The 21,936-nt window shown below is 51.0% G+C and carries 23 protein-coding genes and 1 pseudogene; 20 read left to right on the top strand and 4 right to left on the bottom strand.

Translation table 11 applies throughout. From position 1 onward, the window contains the following. The first annotated feature begins 6 nt into the window (after positions 1 to 6). Complete coding sequence (locus tag NDA02_RS05350) at positions 7 to 201, top strand: hypothetical protein (protein WP_190790960.1); 195 nt, start codon at positions 7 to 9, stop codon at positions 199 to 201. An 871-nt stretch (positions 202 to 1,072) separates the two neighbouring features. Here NDA02_RS05350 and NDA02_RS05345 read toward each other — a convergent pair. After that, entirely contained in the window at positions 1,073 to 1,867 is a 795-nt protein-coding gene (locus NDA02_RS05345) for a PD-(D/E)XK nuclease family protein (protein ID WP_190790959.1), read from the bottom strand. Between the two features lie 443 nt (positions 1,868 to 2,310). Here NDA02_RS05345 and NDA02_RS05340 point away from each other — a divergent pair, with 443 nt between their 5' ends. The 4 genes from NDA02_RS05340 (at position 2,311) to NDA02_RS05325 (ending at position 6,824) form a co-directional block, all read left to right on the top strand. Next, positions 2,311 to 2,832, top strand: a complete 522-nt coding sequence (locus tag NDA02_RS05340) for a phosphoribosyltransferase family protein (protein ID WP_190790958.1) — start codon at positions 2,311 to 2,313, stop codon at positions 2,830 to 2,832. Between the two features lie 108 nt (positions 2,833 to 2,940). Next, entirely contained in the window at positions 2,941 to 3,066 is a 126-nt protein-coding gene (locus NDA02_RS05335) for a hypothetical protein (RefSeq protein WP_277879064.1), read from the top strand. A 113-nt stretch (positions 3,067 to 3,179) separates the two neighbouring features. Beyond that, positions 3,180 to 4,127 carry a PleD family two-component system response regulator gene (locus NDA02_RS05330; RefSeq protein WP_348254520.1) on the top strand — a complete coding sequence of 316 codons (948 nt, stop codon included), beginning with the start codon at positions 3,180 to 3,182 and terminating at the stop codon, positions 4,125 to 4,127. A 129-nt stretch (positions 4,128 to 4,256) separates the two neighbouring features. Next, a complete protein-coding gene (locus NDA02_RS05325; protein ID WP_348254575.1) occupies positions 4,257 to 6,824 on the top strand; it encodes a glycogen/starch/alpha-glucan phosphorylase in 2,568 nt (855 codons plus the stop codon). 18 nt (positions 6,825 to 6,842) lie between these two features. On the opposite strand, the gene NDA02_RS05320 is transcribed toward NDA02_RS05325, so the two are convergent. Further along, a complete protein-coding gene (locus NDA02_RS05320) occupies positions 6,843 to 7,295 on the bottom strand; it encodes a hypothetical protein (protein ID WP_190793746.1) in 453 nt (150 codons plus the stop codon). 343 nt (positions 7,296 to 7,638) lie between these two features. On the opposite strand from NDA02_RS05320, the gene NDA02_RS05315 reads away from it, so the two are divergent. From NDA02_RS05315 to NDA02_RS05295, 5 genes are all read left to right on the top strand, one after another. Further along, on the top strand, positions 7,639 to 7,902 hold the full coding sequence (locus NDA02_RS05315) for a YkvA family protein (protein WP_348247978.1): 264 nt from the start codon (positions 7,639 to 7,641) through the stop codon (positions 7,900 to 7,902). 69 nt (positions 7,903 to 7,971) lie between these two features. After that, positions 7,972 to 8,538 (top strand): hypothetical protein, encoded by a 567-nt coding sequence (locus NDA02_RS05310; RefSeq protein WP_190793748.1) that lies wholly within the window; start codon positions 7,972 to 7,974, stop codon positions 8,536 to 8,538. Positions 8,539 to 8,586: 48 nt separating this feature from the next. After that, entirely contained in the window at positions 8,587 to 8,775 is a 189-nt protein-coding gene (locus tag NDA02_RS05305) for a YqaE/Pmp3 family membrane protein (protein WP_190793749.1), read from the top strand. A gap of 130 nt (positions 8,776 to 8,905) precedes the next feature. Beyond that, positions 8,906 to 9,304, top strand: coding sequence for a phage holin family protein (locus tag NDA02_RS05300; protein ID WP_190793750.1), 399 nt, complete (start codon positions 8,906 to 8,908; stop codon positions 9,302 to 9,304). A 440-nt stretch (positions 9,305 to 9,744) separates the two neighbouring features. Next, positions 9,745 to 12,873, top strand: coding sequence for a response regulator (locus NDA02_RS05295; protein WP_348254518.1), 3,129 nt, complete (start codon positions 9,745 to 9,747; stop codon positions 12,871 to 12,873). Here NDA02_RS05295 and NDA02_RS05290 read toward each other — a convergent pair. Continuing rightward, positions 12,827 to 13,498, bottom strand: coding sequence for a cytochrome b N-terminal domain-containing protein (locus NDA02_RS05290; RefSeq protein WP_348254516.1), 672 nt, complete (start codon positions 13,496 to 13,498; stop codon positions 12,827 to 12,829). The two genes, NDA02_RS05295 and NDA02_RS05290, sit on opposite strands and share 47 nt — an antisense overlap. A 275-nt stretch (positions 13,499 to 13,773) precedes the next feature. Here NDA02_RS05290 and NDA02_RS05285 point away from each other — a divergent pair, with 275 nt between their 5' ends. The 10 genes and pseudogenes from NDA02_RS05285 to ispD all read left to right on the top strand — a co-directional run bounded on the left by NDA02_RS05285 (position 13,774) and on the right by ispD (position 20,994). Then, entirely contained in the window at positions 13,774 to 14,595 is an 822-nt protein-coding gene (locus tag NDA02_RS05285) for a DUF6671 family protein (RefSeq protein ID WP_190793472.1), read from the top strand. An 11-nt stretch (positions 14,596 to 14,606) separates the two neighbouring features. After that, positions 14,607 to 15,302, top strand: a complete 696-nt coding sequence (locus tag NDA02_RS05280) for an aspartate/glutamate racemase family protein (protein WP_348254515.1) — start codon at positions 14,607 to 14,609, stop codon at positions 15,300 to 15,302. A gap of 134 nt (positions 15,303 to 15,436) precedes the next feature. Beyond that, positions 15,437 to 16,876, top strand: a complete 1,440-nt coding sequence (locus tag NDA02_RS05275) for a TldD/PmbA family protein (protein WP_348254513.1) — start codon at positions 15,437 to 15,439, stop codon at positions 16,874 to 16,876. 59 nt (positions 16,877 to 16,935) lie between these two features. Next, positions 16,936 to 18,267: a TldD/PmbA family protein gene (locus tag NDA02_RS05270; protein WP_348254511.1), complete on the top strand. Its 1,332-nt coding sequence runs from the start codon at positions 16,936 to 16,938 to the stop codon at positions 18,265 to 18,267. 17 nt (positions 18,268 to 18,284) lie between these two features. After that, positions 18,285 to 18,425: a hypothetical protein gene (locus NDA02_RS05265; RefSeq protein WP_348254509.1), complete on the top strand. Its 141-nt coding sequence runs from the start codon at positions 18,285 to 18,287 to the stop codon at positions 18,423 to 18,425. Between the two features lie 3 nt (positions 18,426 to 18,428). Continuing rightward, positions 18,429 to 18,557 (top strand): annotated as a pseudogene (locus tag NDA02_RS05260) (DUF29 family protein); the annotation flags it as partial. Positions 18,558 to 18,616: 59 nt separating this feature from the next. Continuing rightward, complete coding sequence (locus NDA02_RS05255) at positions 18,617 to 19,489, top strand: MBL fold metallo-hydrolase (RefSeq protein ID WP_190790730.1); 873 nt, start codon at positions 18,617 to 18,619, stop codon at positions 19,487 to 19,489. Next, positions 19,486 to 19,860, top strand: a complete 375-nt coding sequence (locus NDA02_RS05250; protein ID WP_190790731.1) for a hypothetical protein — start codon at positions 19,486 to 19,488, stop codon at positions 19,858 to 19,860. Before NDA02_RS05255 ends, NDA02_RS05250 begins: the two co-directional genes overlap by 4 nt. Before the next feature lie 91 nt (positions 19,861 to 19,951). Continuing rightward, entirely contained in the window at positions 19,952 to 20,218 is a 267-nt protein-coding gene (locus tag NDA02_RS05245; RefSeq protein WP_348247987.1) for a DUF2584 family protein, read from the top strand. Positions 20,219 to 20,298: 80 nt separating this feature from the next. Then, positions 20,299 to 20,994: a 2-C-methyl-D-erythritol 4-phosphate cytidylyltransferase gene (gene ispD / locus NDA02_RS05240; protein WP_190790733.1), complete on the top strand. Its 696-nt coding sequence runs from the start codon at positions 20,299 to 20,301 to the stop codon at positions 20,992 to 20,994. 146 nt (positions 20,995 to 21,140) lie between these two features. Here the strand turns inward: ispD and NDA02_RS05235 are convergent, their stop codons facing one another. Continuing rightward, complete coding sequence (locus NDA02_RS05235; protein WP_190790734.1) at positions 21,141 to 21,821, bottom strand: hypothetical protein; 681 nt, start codon at positions 21,819 to 21,821, stop codon at positions 21,141 to 21,143. Positions 21,822 to 21,936 lie beyond the last annotated feature (115 nt).

Here is a 21,936-nt window from a genome sequence, read left to right as displayed (position 1 = left end):
AAGATTATGCCCCTCATTCGCGTGTTTTCCTCAGTTCATCCGGCAGTTCATTCGGCAGGGCATTCGGTTGATTTCCACTTTTCCGAAGGAGCGATCGCTGCTCAAGCTGATTTAGCTTCTGCCCTGGTTCAGGTTGATGCTGAGATTAGTGTTGACGATCTAAGCCAGTTTGAAATCATTCAAAATCAGCATTCTGCCTAGGGAATTCGGTTTGATAGCGGATCGCTTCCTCAACGAATTCGGCTGATACTGACCGGAGCCAACATGATTCATACAATGCTTTTCGATGCCGATGGCGGTTCCATTACTCAACCGTTTAGCAAAGTGCTGCCAGTGCTTCCCCAGACAACTCGGTCTGGTTTCTCTCTGTTCCGCAGTTCCAGCTTGAACTCAGTGCGGCTCCCCTCCAGGAGAAGTGCGAAGCAGGCGATTTCCTGAATACAGCCCTGACACGTCCCCAGATCCACAGGATTGAGCTACAGTCAATTTCGCTTTTTGTGCTTCAGTCACTTGCGATCGAAGTCAAATCAAAATCGAGATGCAAGAGGAAATGATTGTTTTTTCTGGAGTGAGCTTCAAAGTTTTCTGGAAAGATATTTATCAGGTTGCTGTGTTGAGAAACGGTTTGCGGATAATACAACAAGTCATACGAATAGATCACCCGTTCAGGTGATGAGCAACGTTTGTAAAATCGCTACACTATAAGTACTGATATACCTAAGCAGTTTGTCAACCCGGCAGGAAACTGTCGGGCTTTTATTCACTTTGCTTTTTTCGCTGTATTGTTTCTGTGTTTATTTGTGTCTATCTAAATTTGCGCTCAAACTTCATTCTTTGATTGATTCAAAATGAAACGCAATGAAGTTGAAGTATTGAATCACCCTTTTCGGTTTCTCTAAACTTACACCTCCTAAAAAAGTAAAAAAGGCTGAACTATTCTGACGATCGATTGACCGCAGTGTTCCCAGCCTTGTGCAGCAGTTCATGATTTTAACGGATGAATCCCACCAGCCAACTTGGAGACTAAGCGCGGGCAGGTGCCAAACTCCAACCGAGCGGCTAGAGCTTTCGGCTAGATACTTAGAACAAGCTGTAAGCCTCGTGCAGGTCGCGCATCTTCGGGCAGCGGCTCTGGCTGCGTTCGCATTGCCGGGCAATATTTGGCATAGGCACATCGATCGCACTGGTCGCCCGGAGTCGGGAGCCATCGCTGATCGCGCCGGAGTTCGATCGCCATATCGCCAATCAGTGACTTGACACGCTGACGATGCCCTGGCGTTGCCTCAAAAGAAATCTTTTCACCTGTCCGTAAATAGAGCAAGCTCATTCGCCGCAGATTTCGCCGATAGCGTTGCTCCAGAGCCAGATAATATAGCCCGATTTGCAAACCCATTTCGTCAGATTCGGCGTAGTCAATTTCCTTAGCTGACTTATAATCAATCAGTTCCAGCCCGTCTTCCAGATAATCGATGCGATCGTACCGTCCCGACAGCACAAACTCTAAATTCTCAACTTGCAGCGATCCCTGAATTCTGCCTTCTACGGCAAGCGGCTTTCGCATTGAAGACTGGTTCGCGATAAACCCATGATAGTACCGCCGCAGAATCGATCGCCCTTCCACAATCTGGCTGGGACTCAGATCAGTAATCTGCTGATTCCAGCAATAGTCGATCCAGTCTACTCCCGGAATCGGGTCTTGATAGTGCCAGTCCTGGTAAATCTGGGCAAGTGCCTGATGCAGCGAGGTTCCTAACACGGTAGACCCAAAAAAACTAGTTCCCTCTAAGCGTCGCTCATAGCGAAAGTAGTAGGCACGAGGGCAGCGGTGGTAGGTTTGCAGCTTGGCGGCAGAGAGCAGATAGGACATGGAACGAAACCCTCCGGGGAAAAGTAGCACCCACAGAAACGATCGAGCGATACGGTTCTATGGGTGCAGTCTGTCGGGCATGACGCTTTTATAATGACACTAGATGTAGGATTCGGGTAGGTTCTTTTGTATTAATTATTTCTATATCTAGCGCAAGGGGTAGGGTGAAGGGGTAGACATGAGCGGGGGTAGATATCAGGGGGGATAGACATAAGCAATTGACGAATTCGACTTGGTATTGGCGAGGGTAATTGATGCGATCGTCAAGGGAAAGAACTGCCAGGCAACCTTACCCCCAACAACTCCCTTCCCGCTCCCCTTCCAACTCAATTCCTCACCCGCCCCATCCCCCTTATCTCCCCGCCTCCTTATCCCCTCATCCACCCCTTCCCCTACCCCTACCCTTGATATGATGCTTCTCATCCTCCCAATTACATCACCTCATGGCAGACCTCTACGTTTCCTGGTCAGACTATCACCACAAAATTGAACAGCTTGCCTTAAATATTCATCAGTCCGGCTGGAAGTTTAATCAGATTATTTGCCTCGCTAAAGGAGGGCTGCGGGTAGGGGACATCCTGGCACGGATTTTTGACCAGCCCCTGGCGATCTTGGCAACCTCGTCTTACGGTGGCATGAATAATCAGGTGCGTGGATCGATTACCTTCTCGCAGGACTTGACCATGACGACTGCGAATCTGGGAAGCCATGTACTGCTAGTGGATGATTTGGTGGATTCGGGAACGAGCCTTAGAAAGTCGCTAATCTGGCTCGATCGCAAATATGGCTTTTATGTCGAGGAAGTCAAGACGGCAGTGTTGTGGTACAAATCCTGTTCCTGCATTGCACCAAACTATTACGTGGACCATCTCGAAGATGATCCCTGGATTCATCAGCCGTTTGAGGAGTATGAGCAGATGAATCCGGCAGATTTACCCGATCGCCTGGCAAATCAGGCCAAGTAGGTCTGGGATCATTGCCCCGTTGGAGGATCAAGATTGGGAGCTAAGGATAAGCCAGGCAGACACAGGAAGTTCAAGATCTCAAGATTTATAGAGAATTCACGCAAAAGCGTGCAGAATTCCGCAGAATCGCCGATCGCCTCAGGTCGTGATCCAGCCTATGATGAGGAGCTAGGGCACTGGTCTAAGCAGAGATTTGAGCAGTCCGAATCGGGTTACGACCAGCCGGAATCCTGAACAGCCAGTGTCACAACCAGCGTCCGAGCTTCCAGCTTTGAAAGGGCAGGCAACTACAAAGTGCAGGAGATTTCTCAATCAGTCCTGAATCACAATCTACGCCGCCTTCAGCCATGATTCAGCTTTCTGAGCCAATCACCGCTCCGCTCGTGCTGGTGATCGACGACGATCGCCTATCACGGATGCAGATGCGCCTGTTTCTGGAGCGGGAGGGTTATCGGGTTGAGGAAGCGGTGGATGGCGAAATCGGGCTGCTGGCGTTTCAGGAAGTCTTGCCCGATATTGTGCTGCTGGATGCCCTGATGCCAGAGGTGGATGGGTTTACCTGCTGCCTCCAGCTTCAGCGACTCCCGGTCTATGGCAACACGCCGATTTTGATGATTACCGAGCTAGAAGACCGCCCCTCGATCGATCGCCTGTTTGAGGTGGGAGCCGCCGATTATGTCACCAAGCCTGTGCAATGGGCAGTGCTGCGGCAGCGAGTCCGCCGTTTGATTCAGCAGGCAAAGCTTCAGCAACAGCTTGAGTCTGCAAATCGAGAACTGAAACGGCTAGTTTCCGTTGATGAACTGACTCAGATTGCAAACCGTCGTCGCTTTGACGAATACCTGCATCAGGAGTGGCAGCGAATCTCACGGGAACGGCAGCCCCTTTCGCTGCTACTTTGTGATGTGGACTGTTTTAAGTTTTACAATGACACTTACGGACATCCGGCAGGCGATCGCTGCTTACAGCAAGTTGCCCAGGTAATTCAAAGCGTGGTTAAACGCCCGGGTGATCTCGTAGCGCGCTATGGCGGCGAGGAATTTGCAGTCATTCTACCGAATACCCCTGCGGAAGGAGCGGTTCTTCTGGCTGAGGCGATCTGTCAAGCCCTGCGCCAGCAAGTACTTCCCCATTTTTCCTCCTCGGCTGCCGCCTTTGTAACACTTAGTGTGGGCGTGAGTTCAATTCTGCCGAATGCAGAGAAAGCGCCTGCAGAGCTGATTCAGAATGCAGACCAGGCGTTGTACTGCGCTAAAAAAGCAGGCAGAAACCGAGTTTTCCTGAAGATCCAATAACTTTTAGAAACAAAGATTAAAGGGTAGAGATTGCTGTATCGATTCATACGATTCTCTTGCTTCTTGCGGGTGTAATGTGCATAAGTTGGATTGATTGTGGGATTTAATGGGCAACCAACTGTGAGTTCTATGAATAGCCAGCCCGATATGCATATTCACGTTGAGGATGACCGCACCGGCATGACGGTTTCGACCCTCAAACGTGCTTTAGCAGACAACCTCTACTACATCCAGGGCAAAGACGAAACCTTTGCTAACCTCTACGACTACTACATGGCACTGGCGTACACTGTGCGCGATCGGCTCGTCCATCGCCGCATTAAAACTGCCCAGGCTTACTTCCAAAAAGATACCAAAGTTGTTTACTATCTCTCTGCCGAATTTTTGATCGGTCGTCTGCTGCTCAACAATTTGCTCAATCTCGGTCTGTATGACCAGATGCAGCAAGTTCTCAAAGAAGTCGGGCTCAATCTGGACGATTTGCTAGAGCGTGAAGAAGAACCCGGACTCGGCAACGGCGGCTTGGGCAGACTGGCAGCTTGCTTTCTAGATTCGATGGCAACGCTGGAAATTCCGGCAGTCGGCTACGGCATCCGCTACGAGTTCGGCATTTTTGACCAGTACATTGCCGATGGCTGGCAGGTCGAGCATCCCGACAACTGGCTGCGCTCTGGCAACCCGTGGGAAATTCCTCGCCCGGATTACATGGTCGAAGTCAAGTTTGGCGGCTATACCGAAGCGGCAGCGGATGCGCAGGGACGGGTGCGGACGCGCTGGGTTCCTCGCATCACGATTTTTGGCACACCTTACGACACGCCCGTTTCTGGCTACGGCAAAAACACGGTCAATACGCTGCGGCTCTGGTCAGCAAGGGCAGGCGAAGACTTTGACCTGCACGTTTTCAACGCTGGAGATTACACCCAGGCAGTCGCCGCCAAAACTTTCTCGGAAAACATCTCGAAGGTTCTGTATCCCAACGACAACACGCCTCAGGGTAAGGAATTGCGGCTTCAGCAGCAGTATTTCTTCGTTGCCTGTTCGCTGCAAGACATTATTCGCCTCTACCTGCGAAACCGCAGCACGTTTGATGATTTCCCGGAAAAGGTCGCGATTCAGCTCAACGATACCCATCCAGCGATCGGGGTTGCTGAGCTAATGCGCCTGTTTATCGACGAGTATGGCCTGGACTGGGATAAAGCCTGGGACATCACCCGCCGTACCTTTGCCTACACCAACCACACGCTGCTGTCAGAAGCTTTGGAACGGTGGTCAGTGAATTTGTTTGGCAAGCTGCTACCCCGCCACCTGGAAATCATCTACGAAATCAACTTCCACTTCCTCAATGAAGTCCGAGCGAAGTATCCCAACCAGCCGGAAAAACTGGCGCGGATGTCGCTGATCGAGGAAGGCGGCGAAAAGCAGGTGCGAATGGCGCATCTTGCCTGTGTGGGTAGCCATACGGTGAACGGGGTTGCGGCCCTGCATACCGAGCTGATCAAGCAGGAACTCATGCGGGACTTTTATGAGCTGTATCCCGAAAAGTTCCAGAACAAAACCAACGGCATTACCCCCCGTCGCTGGCTGATGCTGAGCAACCCGGAACTGTGCCGCCTGATCAGCGAAAAGATTGTCGATCGCTCCGAAGCGGAAACGACTGCACATCCCTGGATTACCAACCTCGATGAACTGCGCCGCCTGGAAGCCTTTGTAGACGATCCCCAATTCAGGGCACAGTGGCGATCGATCAAACAGTCCAATAAAAACCATCTGGCAGATTACATTCTGCGATCGAATGGTCTGGAAATTGATCCCAATTCACTGTTCGACGTGCAGATCAAGCGCATCCATGAGTACAAGCGGCAGATCCTTTGTGCGATGTACATCATCACGCTGTACAACCGGATCAAGGCAAATCCTAGCCTGGAGATTGTGCCACGCACGTTTATCTTTGGCGGCAAAGCGGCTCCGGGTTACTTTATGGCGAAGATGGCGATCAAGCTGATTAACTCGATCGGCGAGGTGGTCAACAATGATCCCGACGTGGCAGGACGGCTGAAGGTCGTGTTTCTGGCAAATTACTCCGTCTCGCTGGGGCAGTTTGCCTATCCGGCAGCAGATTTGTCTGAGCAAATTTCGACCGCAGGCAAAGAAGCCTCTGGTACGGGCAATATGAAATTTGCGCTGAACGGCGCATTGACGATCGGCACACTGGACGGCGCAAACGTCGAAATTCGTGAGGAAGTCGGGGCTGACAACTTCTTCCTGTTTGGTCTGACCGCGCAGGAAGTGATGGATCTGAAGGCAAAAGGCTACAAGCCGCTCGACTACTACAACAAAAATGCCGAGCTCAAGCAGGTGATCGATCAAATGTCGTCGGGCTTCTTCTCGCCTAAGGAACCCAGTCTGTTTATGTCGATCGTCGAATCGCTGCTCAACCACGACGAATATATGCTGCTGGCAGATTATCAGTCCTACATTGAGTGTCAGGAGCGTGTCAGCGAGGCATTCCGCGATACGGAACAGTGGACAAAAATGTCGATTCTCAACGTTGCTCGGATGGGTAAGTTTTCCTCCGATCGCACCATTACAGAATACTGCCGCGATATCTGGAACGTTGAGCCAGTTCCGATTGATCTAGAAGCCTATTCGCAGGACAAAGCTGGACTTCGCATTCAGCGAGCCACCGAAATGGCGTAGGCAATGATTTGATGTCAATCACTTCATGCGCTGAATCCAGCCGCGATCGAGTATCCAGTTAAGACTCAGCGCAACTGCGCCAAACAGCAGCAGACTCTCTGCAACCCAGATGCCCCCAGTCCACAGGGGCATTTTTTTGTCTAAACTTGCCTCAATCTGCGCAAACCCCCGCACCAGCCCAAACGCCCCAACTGCCCCCGACTGAAGCTGCGGATTGTTGTCCTGCCGCACTACGTATCGATACGTTACCCCAAACAGAAACCCTGAGAAGATTGCGATCGCAAACGAAATCAAAGCTTCCTTGTGCAGCAATGTTTCTCGCCAGTTTGCATTTTCAGATTGCAAGTAGTGATTTAGAAAAGCGATCGGCACAAATGCAGTAGCCGCAATTAGTTTACCGACAGTACCCGCTTTGAGCGACTCCAGACGTTCCGCGGTTTGGTTATTTTGATCAAATGAAAAGAGGGACATGAGGCGATTGAATAACTCCTGTTTCGTAGATTAGCCTGTTTCGTAGATCAACCTGAGTTTAGATTCAGGGCATGTTGAAGAACTGATAACTGCGATCGAACTCGTCTCCTATCTTTGGCTGCTGTGTAATGAGCTGAATGAGCTTTGTTGCAGGCTTTGCAGCCTCCTAAATCTCTCAACTCTGGAAAAACTTTGAACGGTTTACCTCACGATCGGTTGGGGATTCCGCACTCCCGTTTTTGAGCCAAAGTGGGACAGACAACACCGATCTATCGGTTCTCCACACCAGAAGTTTTGAGGGGAATTTGCGAGGATCATTGTGTCATCAGAGGATGCCCCGCAAATGAAACTCTTCATCAAGCCGCTCTACAACTGGTATCGCAATCTGCTCCGGAACTCCAAATATCGCTGGGTTGTGATTGCCGCAAGCCTACTTTACATTGTTAGCCCCGTTGATTTTGTCACCGATATGATTCCCATTGTGGGCTGGCTCGACGATGGATTGATTGCCTCGATTCTGGTGACTGAAGCTTCCCAACTTTTGCTGGAGCAGCTTAAAAACCGCAAGGCGAAGAACCAGGCAGAAGTTCAAAAAGCCTTGAGTTAGGCTTTAGCGACCAGAAGTTTTGAGGGAAACGCTCCTCACTCCCCATATTCCTAGATTGGAAGGTGCCCAATGACAGATTCTATGAAAGACCAGCTTGCGACTGACCTGGAAAAGGCAAAGACTGAAAGTGGAATGCGGGCAAATCGCCTCCGAGCAATCGCTAAAGCGGCAGCCGTTGAAGCGATCGCCGAAGTCAAAGCAGGCTCCAAAGAGCTGGGATCGATCGCAAAAAACAGCTTTTCAACCGTTGCAGCAAACTCGAATACTCCTGCTGAGAATCCTGCCGCTCACCCTGAGACAGACTCAACCGCTCAGCAAATAATCCGCTTCAAAACGCTAATCCTGAGCTTGATTAAAGGACTGCGTGAGCGTTTAGACACATTGGATACACAACTCGATGAACGGTATGGCGATCGCTACCAGGCAGCAAAGCGACAGCTTGAGCAAAGTGCAGTCTGGTACAGCACAACTTTGGAAAAGGCAAAAGCATCGCCTGCTGAACCAGCCCTGCTGGAGCAAAAGCAAAGTGAACTCACAGCACGGGCAGAAGCCGCTGGAGTTGTCGTCGCTCAGAAAGAGCAGCAGATCAAACAGCAGATTAAAACCATTCTGAAAACGATCAACTCGACTCGCTGAACTGTTTGCTGAACGATTCGCTGAAATTTCTCACCTTGAGGTGACACGATGAAACTTCTTCGCTACGCATTAGGACTCCTGGTTCCTCCGATCGGCGTTTTTCTGACCTATGGCTTCAGCACCACGCTGCTCGTCAATCTTCTCCTGACGCTGTTGGGGTGGGTTCCTGGAAGCATTCATGCCGTTTGGGCGATCGCCAAGTCTGACGAGAAAGCTAGCAATCGAGGAATTGCTTAGTTTGTTCGATTGTTGTTTGAATAATTGGTTTGCATCATTCGTTTGACTTCTTCATCTATCTCTAAACAATCTTTCATCTATCTCTAAACAATCTGTCTCTAAACACTGTCTCTAAAAAAGGAGAATTTACATGATTGGATATTTATTGAATACGCTGATTACTGCCTTAAGCCTGCTCATTGTTGACATTGTGATTCCGGGTGTCAATTTGGCAAACTTTCCCGCTGCAATGCTGGCAGGGGTGGCGATCGGAATTGTGAATGGAGCCGTCAAGCCTGTGCTGTCGCTGCTCTCACTCCCGGTTAACTTCCTGACGCTTGGAGCTTTCTCGCTCATTGTTAACGGCTTCTGCTTCTGGTTAGCGTCTCTGCTGATTCCTGGCTTCACGGTGTCAGGGCTGCTGGCGTTCGTTCTGGGTCCGGTAGTGCTGTCGCTGGGAACCACGTTCCTCAACAGCTACTTTGCGAACAAGCGTTTGGGCAATGCTGTCGCTGCTGCCAGCCCAACAATGGAAGTGAGCAGCAAATAGCATTCCTTCGACTGGCTTAACTAGCTTAAAAGTTGACTTGAGCCGTGTGAGAGGTTCTACATTGCCTGATCCAGCGGTCAACTCTGGGGGACTTTGAGATTCTAAGGCAAGCGATTCTAAGGCAAGCTAAGTTCCTTCCAGAATTTACCCACCAGGCAGTTAAAGCACAAGCATTACTTCTCAAACAGACTGCTATCAATTTCACCTTCTATAACTTTTATCAAGGGGAGGTAGGGCACGATCGGCTCGACCTCTCTTTACGATCTTGAATCATGGGTACGGTTGGTCTTCAGAAAAAGAATATTTAGGAATGTTACAAAATAAGTATCCCAAAAATTTCAGCCGAAATTGAACGGGCCGCGCTGCAAATAAGGAACGTTAAGGCAGTTCACTTTCCAGAGCGCGAGATCGTATAGCACTGGCTCTCGTTAACCCTCCCAATGACGCAAGCTCCTATCCCCAAGAATGAGTCTGAGCGGCTTCAGGCACTTCTGAATTATCAGATTCTTGATACCGCCGCCGAACCCGCTTTTGACGATCTGACCCGTCTGGCAAGTTTTATTTGTGGAACGCCGATCGCGCTAGTGAGTTTAATCGATTGCGGTCGTCAGTGGTTTAAGTCAAACATAGGGCTGCCTGTATCAGAAACCAATCGAGACATTGCCTTTTGTTCGCATGCCATCTTGCAGTCTGATCTGCTGATTGTGCCCAATGCAACCCTAGACCCCCGCTTTGCGAACAATCCCTTAGTGACTGGAAGTCCTTGCATTCGGTTTTATGCAGGCGCACCGCTGATTAATCCCCAAGGCTACGTGCTGGGAACGCTCTGTGTGATAGATTATAAGCCACGCGACCTGAACCCTCAGCAGCAGGACGCTTTAGCCACCCTTGCGCGTCAGGTGGTGACCCAGCTAGAACTGCGGCGAAACCTGATCGTTTTGCAAAATGCCATTACCGAGCGGCAGCAAACCGAAGCGAGCTACCAAAATTTCTTTGAGAATGCTGCCCTGGGACTTTATAAAACAACGCTGTCGGGCAGATATTTGCAGGCCAACGCTTCGCTGGCTCAGATTTATGGCTATGACTCTTCTGCCGAACTGACTGCTACCATCCAAAATGTTGATCAGCAGCTTTATGTTGATCCGCTTCGCCGACAAGTGTTTATGCAAGAAATTCGATCGCGAGGCGAGGTTTGTGGATTTGAATCTCAGGTTTACCGAAAGGACGGACAAGTCATTTGGATCTCAGAGAGTACCCGTCTTTTGTATGATGCGACCGGAGAGCCGATCGCCCTTGAAGGAAGCATCACCGATATCAGCGATCGAAAACAGATTGAAATCAAGCTGCACAACCAGAACCATCGGGCTTCTTTGCTGAATGCAGTGAGCCAGCGGATTCGCTATTCGCTTCATCTGGAAGACATCCTCAGCACCACGGTTGCCGAAGTGCGGCAATTTTTGGAAGCAGATCGGGTGATGATCTACCGCTTTGATGCTGATTGGAATGGAGATGTCGTCGTGGAGTCGGTTGCACCGGGCTGGCGATCGGCACTGGGCGAAAGGATTGAAGATACCTGTTTTAAAGCAGGGGGATGGTTGCCCTATTACCAGGGCGGAAGTTCCGCGATCGCTGATATCGATCGAGTGACCCTTGAGCCCTGTCACCGCGATTTGTTAACCCGGTTTCAAATTAAAGCCAATCTGGTCGTTCCTATTATTCAATCCACAGGAACGCCCAACGAGCCGACCCTTTGGGGACTGTTGATTGCTCACCAATGCGCCCACCCGCGCCAGTGGCGACCCGACGAAGTCACACTGCTCAGTGAATTGGCAGATCAGGTTGCCATTGCTCTGGCACAGGCGCAGTTGCTCGATCAGGAAACGCAGCAGCGCAAAATGCTGACCGCACAAAACGCCGCACTAGAACAGGCTAAGCAGGCGGCAGATCAGGCAAATCAAGCCAAGAGCAACTTTTTAGCCATGATGAGCCACGAGATTCGTACGCCGATGAACGCGGTGATTGGCATGACCGGACTGCTGCTCGATATGCAGCTTACTCCCCAACAGCGGGAATATGTTGAAATCATTCGCACGAGCGGCGACTCGCTGCTGACGATTATTAACGACATCCTGGACTTCTCAAAGATTGAATCGGGCAAGCTCGAACTTGAACAGCATCCCTTTAATCTTTCAACCTGTATTGAAGACGCACTTGAGTTGCTGGCACCCAAAGCCGCCGAAAAAGAACTTGAACTGACGTATCTCAACAAATCAAAAGTTCCGGAGATGATCCTGGGCGACGTAACCCGACTGCGGCAAATTCTGGTTAATCTGCTCAATAATGCGATCAAATTTACCGAAACAGGAGAAGTGACAGTTTCAGTGAGTTCGCGTCAAATCGCAGCTGCCGAAACTGCACTAAACGCCGCAGCAGAACCCAACGCGCCTGTTTATGAGCTTCAATTTGCAGTGAGAGATACGGGCATCGGCATTCCAAAAGATAAGCTGGGGCGACTGTTTAAAGCGTTTAGCCAGGTCGATGCTTCAACGACGCGCCAGTATGGAGGCACAGGCTTGGGCTTGGTGATTAGCAATCGCTTGAGCGAAATGATGGACGGCAGGATGTGGGTCGAGAGTCAGCCGGGAGTTGGCTCTACGTTTTACTTTACGATTGTTGCCCCCGCTTGCCTTGACCCGATCGCGCCTCAAGGGTTGCCCTCCCTGGCAGCGAGAAAAGTGCTGATTGTCGATGACAACGCCACGAATCGCCAGCTTTTGACCTATCGCACCCAGTCCTGGCAAATGGCCCCTACAGCAGTAGCTTCCGGTGCGGATGCGCTTCGCCTGCTGCAACAGGGAGAGGCGTTTGACCTAGCAATTCTCGATATGCAAATGCCCCAAATGGATGGGCTAACGCTAGCAGAGGCAGTGCGAAACCTCCCAGCGGGTCAGGCGTTGCCGCTCGTGATGCTAACTTCGATCGGTCATAAAGACCTTACCACAACCCAGCGATCGTACTTTGCCGCATTGCTGACTAAACCCATCAAATCAGCTCCGCTCTACCGCATCTTGACCCAGGTCATGAGTGGGCAGCCGCGCCAGATTCAGGCTGTTCGCCCTGCCGAGCCAGAACCCAATTCGGACTCGGAACACAAATCGTCGCTGCGAATTTTGCTGGCGGAAGACCATCTGGTCAATCAAAAGCTAGCTTTGCTTATGCTTCAGCGTTTGGGCTATCGAGCAGATGTGGCAGGTAACGGATTAGAGGTTCTGGAAGCAATCCACCGTCAGTCTTACGATGTCGTGCTGCTGGATGTCCAAATGCCCGAAATGGACGGACTCGAAGCAGCCCGGCGTATTTGTCAGCAGTGGCAGTCAAACCGTCCGCGCCTGATTGCAATGACGGCAAATGCAATGGAGGGCGATCGCGAAACTTGCCTCAATGCGGGCATGGATGATTACATCAGCAAACCGATGCGGCTAGAAGCCCTGGCGCAAGCTCTAGAGAGATCCAAACCCGCGTCTAGCGTGGGGAAGTCGTCTTTGCTGGACCGGGAACCGCAGGCTTAGCTTCGGGAAGATGAGCCGTTTCGTACATCATCCGCAGGGTGCGACGCTGCTCCCATTCCTGCAATAGCAGCGAACCGAGATGAAAGACCGCAATTCCAACGGCGATCGCAGACAAAACATAGCTGTGCAGCGTATAGAAGTGTTCGACGGTGGTGGTATCGATCGATCCTCCGGTCAGCACATCCTTTGCAAATTGACCGACAAAAGGCAACTGCTCGATCGTTTGCAGCTCGATCTTGAGCCGCCAGTAGCCCAACTGATTCCACTTCAGAATCATCGAAGTCCAGGCAAGCCCGATCGCCAATCCCAGCAGCACAAAATCGCTGACCCAGGCAGAAAACCAGCTAATCCGAAACCGCCGACTGAAAAACAGCACAAACAGTTGCAGCAGCGCAACGATAATCATGCCGTTGCCCACGATCTGGTGGATCGAGTAAATGATCGAGCCGCCCGGTAGAGTATCGGCGATATTTTGCACCGATTCGTACGCACCCGCCGCAGACGGATCGTAATAAAACGCGATCAAAATGCCGCTTGCAACCCCAAGCAATGTCAGGGTAAGGGTAACGACAGACAGAATTGTGGCAAAGCGCCGAAGGGAAAAGAACGAGGTGAGGGCGGACATGGTGGGTGGGGAGATAGGGCAATGGAGCTAAAGATAAAATTACTGTAGCGATTGCCGGGTTTTGAGGTGGTCTGTCGGTGTGTAGAAGTTTGGGGAGCATGGTTCAAACCTGCGCGGGAGATTGAATTTGGCATACTAATTTTTAGGGGATAGTTTTTTAGGGGATAGTTTTTTTAGGAAATAGTTTTTTAGGAGATAGGGTCGCTGTGGTTCAAAGTGGGTCTGGACGATTGCCTTTAGAATGGTTTCGCGATCGATTGGCGACGCTGGCAACGATGCACCAGAAAGAAATAGCAATTGCGCCGTTACTGAAGGAAAACTTGGGACTGCAAGTCACTGTGCCGCACGGATTTGACAGCGATCGATTGGGTACATTTACCCGCGAAGTGAAGCGATATGGCACTCAGCTCGAAGCGGCACGACAAAAGGCGATCGTCGGCATGGAATTAACAGGACACGCGATTGGAATTGCCAGTGAAGGCAGTTTTGGGCCGCATCCGGCAATGCCGTTTTTACCGTCTAATCGTGAAATTGTATTGCTGATCGATCGCGGAAATGATTTAGAAGTGATCGGTGAAGCAATTTCAACAGAGACAAACTTTAGCCACAAACAAGTCACTAATTTAGAAGAAGCAAAGACATTTGCTCGAAAAGCAAAATTCCCTCAGCATGGATTAGTCGTGATTGCAAATGCAGATGCAAACGGAATTACCAAAGACAAAGATCTGATCATCAAAGGGATCACTTCAGAAGCACAGTTAATCGATGCCGTGCAGTGGGCACTGAAACAAGCCGATCGCGTCCACATCGAAACCGATATGCGGGCAATGCATAATCCCACGCGCATGAAAATCATCGCGCAAGCCACCGAAGATTTGATTGCCAAACTTCAGAAAACCTGTCCGAACTGCAATACTCCCGGATTCTCAGTAGCCGATCGCCTTCCCGGCTTACCCTGCGGCTTGTGTGGAACGCCAACCGATTTGACGCGCTCGATCGTTTATCGATGTCAGAAGTGCCAGCATCGGGAAGAAGTGCTGTTTCCAAATGGGGTTGAAACCGCTGATCCGGGGCAGTGTCCCTATTGCAATCCTTAAGGAATTTCTGGATGAAAACGATCGGTTTAATTGGCGGCATGAGCTGGGAATCGTCGATCGAGTATTATCGGCTGATTAACGAACTGGCAAAAGCCAGACTGGGCGGACTGCATTCAGCAAAATGTGTGATGTATTCGGTGGATTTTGCCGAAATCGAGACGCTGCAACATCAGGAACGCTGGCAAGAAGCAAGCTTGATCCTAATTGACGCAGCCCAGGCAATCGAGCGAGCCGGAGCGGATTTTGTGGTGCTGTGTACGAATACGATGCACAAGCTAGCAGATGAGATTCAGGCAAATCTTCAAATTCCGTTTTTGCACATTGCAGACGCAACCGCACAGCGCATCCAGGCTGTCAGAATTGACACGATCGGCTTACTGGGAACGCGATATACGATGGAGCAGGATTTTTATCGGGGACGGCTGGAACAGCACGGCATCAAAGTTTTAGTTCCCGATGCAGCAGACCGAGCGATCGTGCATGACGTGATCTACAGCGAACTGTGTCTGGGCATCATTCAGCCTGATTCTCGATCGCGCTATCTTGCCATTATCGATCGGTTAATCAGCGCAGGGGCAGAAGGGATTATTTTAGGCTGTACTGAAATTGAGCTGCTGATTCAGCCGGAAGACTGTGAGATGACGCTTTTTCCAACCACGCGAATTCATGCAGAAGCGGCGATCGATTGGGCACTGGCAAATGCGTGAGGCTCCTCGATTGCTAACTGTTGTTAGATACGGAATAACCCTGAAACTCAGTAAAAATGGCTAGAATTGAAAGCCTGAGCAAAGCGCGCTAAGCCCGTCCAGCCTCTACCCAGCCATTCCTGAGGAAATACGTCATGATTTCTGAACTGCAACAAATCCTCGATCGCCTTGATATCCAGGCCGATTGGGTTGGACTTCGCATGGTGAAAGAGAACGTTAGCTCTCGATCGATGCGGGATGCCATTCCTCAAAGTAATTCCAAATCATCGAGTCAGGGCGTGATGGTGGAAGTGCTGGTCAATGGTCAGATTGGCTACGGCGCGACGAACTCGCTTCAGCTCGAAGATTTGCAGGCGGCAGCACAGGCGGCAGCAGCGCAGGCACAGGCAGCGAGTCGGTGGGCGATTTATCCGATGGCGGCAACGGTGCGTCCTAAAGTGGTCGGAGAGTATAGCTCGCCTTTTGTGAAACCGTTTGATGCGATGACGCCGGGAGAAATTAATCAGCTTTTGGCGCGGCTTTGTCAAACGCTGAAAGTCTCGGATGCGATCGTTCAGACCAGCGCGACGGCGATCACCAACGAAACCGAATCCTGGTTTGTCAGCAGCAGTGGCTCGGAGGTCTATCAAAAATTTATGCTGCTCGAAACGCACTTTGGGGTAACGGCTCAATCGGGCGGTGTCGTGCAGCAGCGCAGCAATAATGGCTATCTGGCACACTGCTATCAGGGCGGCTGGGAGCTGTTTCCGATCGATGATCTGTGGGCAAGGGCAGATCAAATTGGGTCGCAGGCGATCGAGCTTTTGACGGCTGAGGAATGTCCGACGACAAAGACGATGCTGGTACTGGCTCCCGATCAGATGATGCTGCAAATTCATGAAAGCGTCGGGCATCCGCTGGAACTCGATCGCATTTTGGGCGATGAGCGCAACTATGCAGGCGGCAGCTTTGTCAAACCGTCGGATTTCGGCCAATTGTCCTACGGCTCGAAGCTAATGAATATCACCTTTAACCCCACGGTGACGGGTGAGTTTGCTAGCTACGAGTTTGACGATACGGGCACACCTGCCAGCAAAGAATTTTTGATTCAAGACGGCATTTTGCAGCGCGGCTTGGGCAGTCTGGAAAGTCAGGCGCGGCTGGGCGTGGATGGGGTCGCCTGTGCGCGGGCTTCTTCCTGGAATCGTCCGCCGATCGATCGCATGGCAAACCTCAACCTGGAAGCAGGAACCGACAATTTTCCTGATTTGATTCAGGACATTGAATCGGGCGTTTATATGGAATCAAACCGTTCCTGGTCGATCGACGATCAGCGATACAAGTTTCAGTTTGGCTGCGAATATGCCCGCCTGATCGAAAACGGACAGCTCACCAAAACGCTGCGAAATCCAAACTACCGCGCCACTACGCCGGAATTCTGGCATAGCCTGGTCAAAATTGGCGACGAGTCCACTTGGCAAATGTATGGCACACCGATGTGTGGCAAAGGCGAACCCAACCAGGCGATTCGGGTGGGTCACGGCTCTCCGATTTGTGTCTTTCAAGATGTGGAGGTCTTTGGGGGTGGGGCATAACGTCGTTCAGTTGGTCATCCGTCATTTTGCTCGCCATTCATCACCCCGCTTCTAATTCTATGACTCCCCTTGAATCTACCTTCGATCGCCTCGTTACCCAGCTTCGATCGCTCCTGTCATCCGAAGAATCCTTTAAGCTCAGGCTGATGGGCGAACAGAGCCAGTTCATCCGGTTTAATCGCGCTAAGGTTCGGCAAACGGGCAACGTGCGAGATGGCTCGATTTCCCTGACGCTAATGCAAGATCAGCGCACCACTTCGCGATTGTTTCCTTTTACCGGAAATTGGGAAACCGATTGGCATGGGGTAAAAGATGCTCTGGAAGACCTGCGGCAGGAAATCTCCCAGCTTCCTGAAGACCCCTATCTGGTGATTCCAACAGGGGACGCGACTAGCTGTGATGTCCAGACCGGAAAGCTGCTTCCACCCGGGGCGATCGTGGATGCGATTTTGCCGGATGTGGCAGGGCTAGACTTTACAGGCTTTTACAGCGGTGGGTCGATTTTTCGCGGCTATGCCGACTCTGCCGGACAAAAGCACTGGTTTGCCACCGATTCCTTTGCGCTGGACTATTCACTGTTCACGGCAGACGGTCAGGCAGTCAAAGGCACCTTTGCCGGAAATCAGTGGGATCAGGCGGCTTATACTGCCAAGCTGGTCGAGTCCAAACAGCAGCTCGATCGCCTTTCTCAGCCTCCAAAACCGATCGCTCGCGGACAGTACCGCACTTATCTGGCTCCGGCGGCAATGGCAGATCTGGTGAGTATGTTGTCCTGGGGCGGCGTCAGCGAATCGGCAATTCAGCGAGGCGGCAGTGCACTGGGAGTGCTGCAAAGGGGCGAAAAACAGCTCTCTGAACAGTTTTACCTCAGCGAAGACTTCAGCCGGGGACTGGTACCGCGCTTTAACGAATGGGGTGAAGTTGCGCCGATCGATCTCCCCTTAATCCAGGCGGGCAAGCTGGTGAATACGCTGATTAGCTCTCGCTCCGCCAAGGAATTTGGCAAACCCGCAAACGGCGCAAGCGGCGGCGAAGGACTGCGATCGCCCTCGGTTGCACCTGGAACCCTGGCATCGTCTGGCATTCTCACAGCCCTCGACACCGGGCTCTATTTGTCTAACCTGCACTACCTCAACTGGAGCGATCGACCGAGCGGCAGAATTACGGGCATGACTCGCTACGCCTGCTTCTGGGTCGAGAACGGTGAAATCATTGCGCCGATCGAAAATTTGCGCTTCGACGAAACCCTGTATCGCTTCTGGGGCGAAAACCTGCTGGCACTCACCGACACCCAGGAGTTTATCCCGGAAGTGGGAACCTATGGCGGACGCGACGTGGGCGGAACGTGGGTTCCGGGTGCGCTGGTGAAAGGGTTTACCTATACGCTGTAGTTGGCTGTTGTCGTTGCGTGCTGTTGCTGCTCTGGGCGCGATGGGGTGCGATCGTTTCAGCGGCGATCGTTATCATGGAGGCAATCATGGTGTGGCAGAATTGGCCCTCTACTCCTGATTCCGTAACGCCCCATGCTATAACCGCGATCGAGCCGTGACCCATGGACTCCACACCGCTTTACGAAGCCGATTTCTATGCCTGGACGCAGGAGCAGGTCAATCTGCTTAAAACGCAGCAGTGTCACCGGCTTGATGCCGTTCACCTGATCGCGGAAATTGAAGCGCTACACACTGCAACAGGTGATCAGTGCAGACTTTTTACCGGGAATTCCTTTGATTCCTTAAAATCATGGCACATCTTACTGAACGACGATCGGAAAATGTCAGCGGTAACTTCTACGTCGATCGCACCTGTATTGACTGCGATACCTGTCGCTGGATGGCTCCCGAAGTCTTTGCCGATATCGGCGACCAGTCAGCCGTCTATCATCAGCCTATTAGTGAAGCAGAGCATTTGAAGGCAATGCAGGCGTTATTGTCCTGTCCCACAGCGTCGATCGGCACAGTCGAAAAACCAACCGATGTTCTGAAAATTCAGGCAAGTTTTCCGATTCATATCGCTGACAATGTTTATCACTGCGGCTATCACGCCGAGAATTCTTTTGGTGCAGCAAGCTATTTGATTCAACGTTCAGAGGGGAATATCCTGGTGGATTCACCCCGGTTTGCGCCGCCGTTAGTGAAACAGATTGAAAAAATGGGCGGGGTTCGTTATCTGTATCTCACTCATCGCGATGATGTTGCCGATCATCAAAAGTTTCACGATCATTTTGGCTGCGATCGAATCTTGCATCAAGCAGAAATCAGCCGCGGTACGCAAGACGTTGAAATTCAGCTTTCCGGCAGCGAACCTTTTGCGTTAGCCGACGATTTGCTGATTATCCCCGTTCCCGGACATACGCGCGGACACACCGTTTTGCTGTATGACGATCGCTTTTTGTTCACCGGGGACCACCTTGCCTGGTCGAGCGAACTGGGTCATTTGTACGCCTTTCGCCGTGCCTGCTGGTATTCCTGGACAGAGTTGAGGCAATCGATGCAAAATTTAGCAAAATACTCCTTTGAATGGGTGCTTCCTGGTCATGGTCGTCGCTACCATGCCGATCGACAAACAATGCAACATCAGATGCAGCAATGTCTTGAGTGGATGGCAACCCAATGAATGACATCACCGGAACGTGGCTGGGAACCTATTGGCAAGATGGCAACCCGACTCGCTTTGAGGCAACTTTTGTGCAGGGCGGCAATACTCTTTCGGGACGCATTCTGGACGACGGAATGCTGGGAGAAGCGCAGGTGACGGGCGATTTGGTGGGGCGCAGAATTCAGTTCACTAAACAATACCTCACCAGCTCACCGCAGCCGATTCAATACCAGGGCACGCTTTCCGAAGATGGCAACACGATGAGCGGCAAATGGAATATCGGCAGACGCTACTCTGGCTCCTGGGAAGCCCATCGCAATGACAACGATTTGATGGCCTCATTGCAGGCTCGACTCACCAAATCAATTCCGGTGGGAGCCGATCGCTAAATGATCATTCATGCCCAGTGGGGTTGATCCGTGATTCATTAATTCATTCGGCAGTGTTCAAACAGAAGTGTTTCAAAAGTGAGGTGACGTAATGGGAATGCCCTGTGAAGTGAATAGTATTCTCAAGCTCAAGCTCGATGAACTCGATCTCAGTTCACTGAAGTCGGACAGTTTTCGTCACGCCACCAAACAGGGCTATCGCATTCTGCCGATCGACGTACCCATTCCGCTCGTCGATCAAAACTGGCTTGCCCACGCCGATGTAATCATCAGCCAGCTCGTCTGGGAAAATCAAATCACCCGTTTAACCTACAGAGTTCATCGCTGCTACCCAGAGCCTTTTTCGGTCAAGGGTTGACGATCGCCACCCCCAGAGGTGCAAAATCACGAACCAATTCACGGTAAAGTAACAGCAAGTTCCTTACTCGCTCAACTTCCGTGTATCTTCTCATTCCCGCAGCCGGATCGGGTCGGCGCATGGGCAGCAGCCGAAACAAGCTTTTGCTTCCGCTCCTGGGTCAACCCCTGATCGCCTGGACCCTGATCGCCGCCAAACAATCAAGCCACATTCACTGGATTGGCATCGTCTGCCAACCCGACGACTGGCACGACTTCAAAGAAATTGTGTCTGACCTGGAAATGTCGAAGGTGGTGCATTTCATCCAGGGCGGCTCAACGCGCCAGGAGTCAGTTTATCGTGGCTTACAGGCACTACCTGTCGTTGCCGATCGCGTCTTGATCCACGATGGTGCACGCTGCCTTGCCACCCCAGAATTATTCGATCGCTGTGCAGATGCCCTGCAAGACTGTCAGGGTTTGATTGCTGCTGTCGCGGTCAAAGACACGATCAAGGTCGTCAATTCTGCCAGCAAAATTATCGAATCAACGCCCGATCGCGCCAACCTCTGGGCAGCTCAAACGCCACAAGGCTTTGTCGTTGAAGATCTGCTGCGCTGTCACGAAGAAGGCATCCGCCGAGGCTGGGAAGTTACCGACGATGCGGCATTGTTTGAACAGTGCGGGCTTCCGGTACAAATTGTCGAAGGCGAAGAAACGAATTTGAAGGTGACAACTCCGGTTGATTTGACGATCGCCGAATTCATTCTGCGCCAGCGAAGTTCTTCTAGTTCATGATGAGGTGAAGTGAACGTAGCATATTTGCTGCCTAACGGCAAAACGCAGCGGCGGCAGATAACATTGAACTCAATACCAGCCGCTTTCAACCGTCCGCTGCCGTGAAGTGTTGGCTGCTGTGGGGCAAGATTTTGATAAAAATTGACTCACAGCAATCGTTGTGATGAATTATCGATATCATCTTGCTGGTACTGCTCTCTGTAGGCATTGATCCAATCATCCAGTTTCATAAGTTGTGTTTTTTCCTGATGGTAAATACGCTTAAGTACCTCATACTCTGCGCTTAGCTCTCTTTGCAACTGCACCCAAAGCCTAATACCCTCTCGACTCCATATTTTGGCTACTTCTTCGCTAGGGAAGCGAGAATCAGGTGGATAGTCATGATCAAGCGTGTCATCAAAAACATCTTGCCATTTGTTTAATCGCTCAAGAGTTTCTTGGCTAATAGGAAGCTTAACCGGATCAAAACATCCGACATCATCAACATACCAAGTTGCCCAACAGCTATACTCAGCTCCTAGCCTGATCCTTTTCACCATAGGAGCATCAGGATGTTTGAACAATCCTGCTAATCTTGTGCTGTAGTAGAACACGTCATAGTTAGAGGCTAATTCTTGACGTACCTTCTTCCACAGTTCAATGCCTTCTCGGTCAAAGGCTTCATAAGATTCAGGAGTAGGAAACCTTAATAGATTCTTCTTGCCACAAACAGTTTTGAGCGTGTTTAACCATACTTCAAGTTGCACTCTTGTATTAGGATCTAACGGTAATTCGTCTAAGCCAATCAGTTGATGCCAACGTGAAGGCGTGCTGACTGGATCAGTCATAAACGGCTTATCTGTCCTATAGCAGTCAGCATTCAGCACAATCTCACTCTTTTGATTTTGGTTTGTTCTTTCTCTTCTCCACATACGTCATGTTTTGCCTCTATTTTGGTACCGC

Source organism: Leptolyngbya sp. ST-U4, from assembly GCF_039962215.1.
In the GTDB taxonomy this organism is placed as follows: Bacteria; Cyanobacteriota; Cyanobacteriia; order Elainellales; family Elainellaceae; genus Leptolyngbya_A.
Note: the sequence above shows the minus strand (reverse complement) of the source record. Positions and strands in the feature narration are given on the sequence as shown.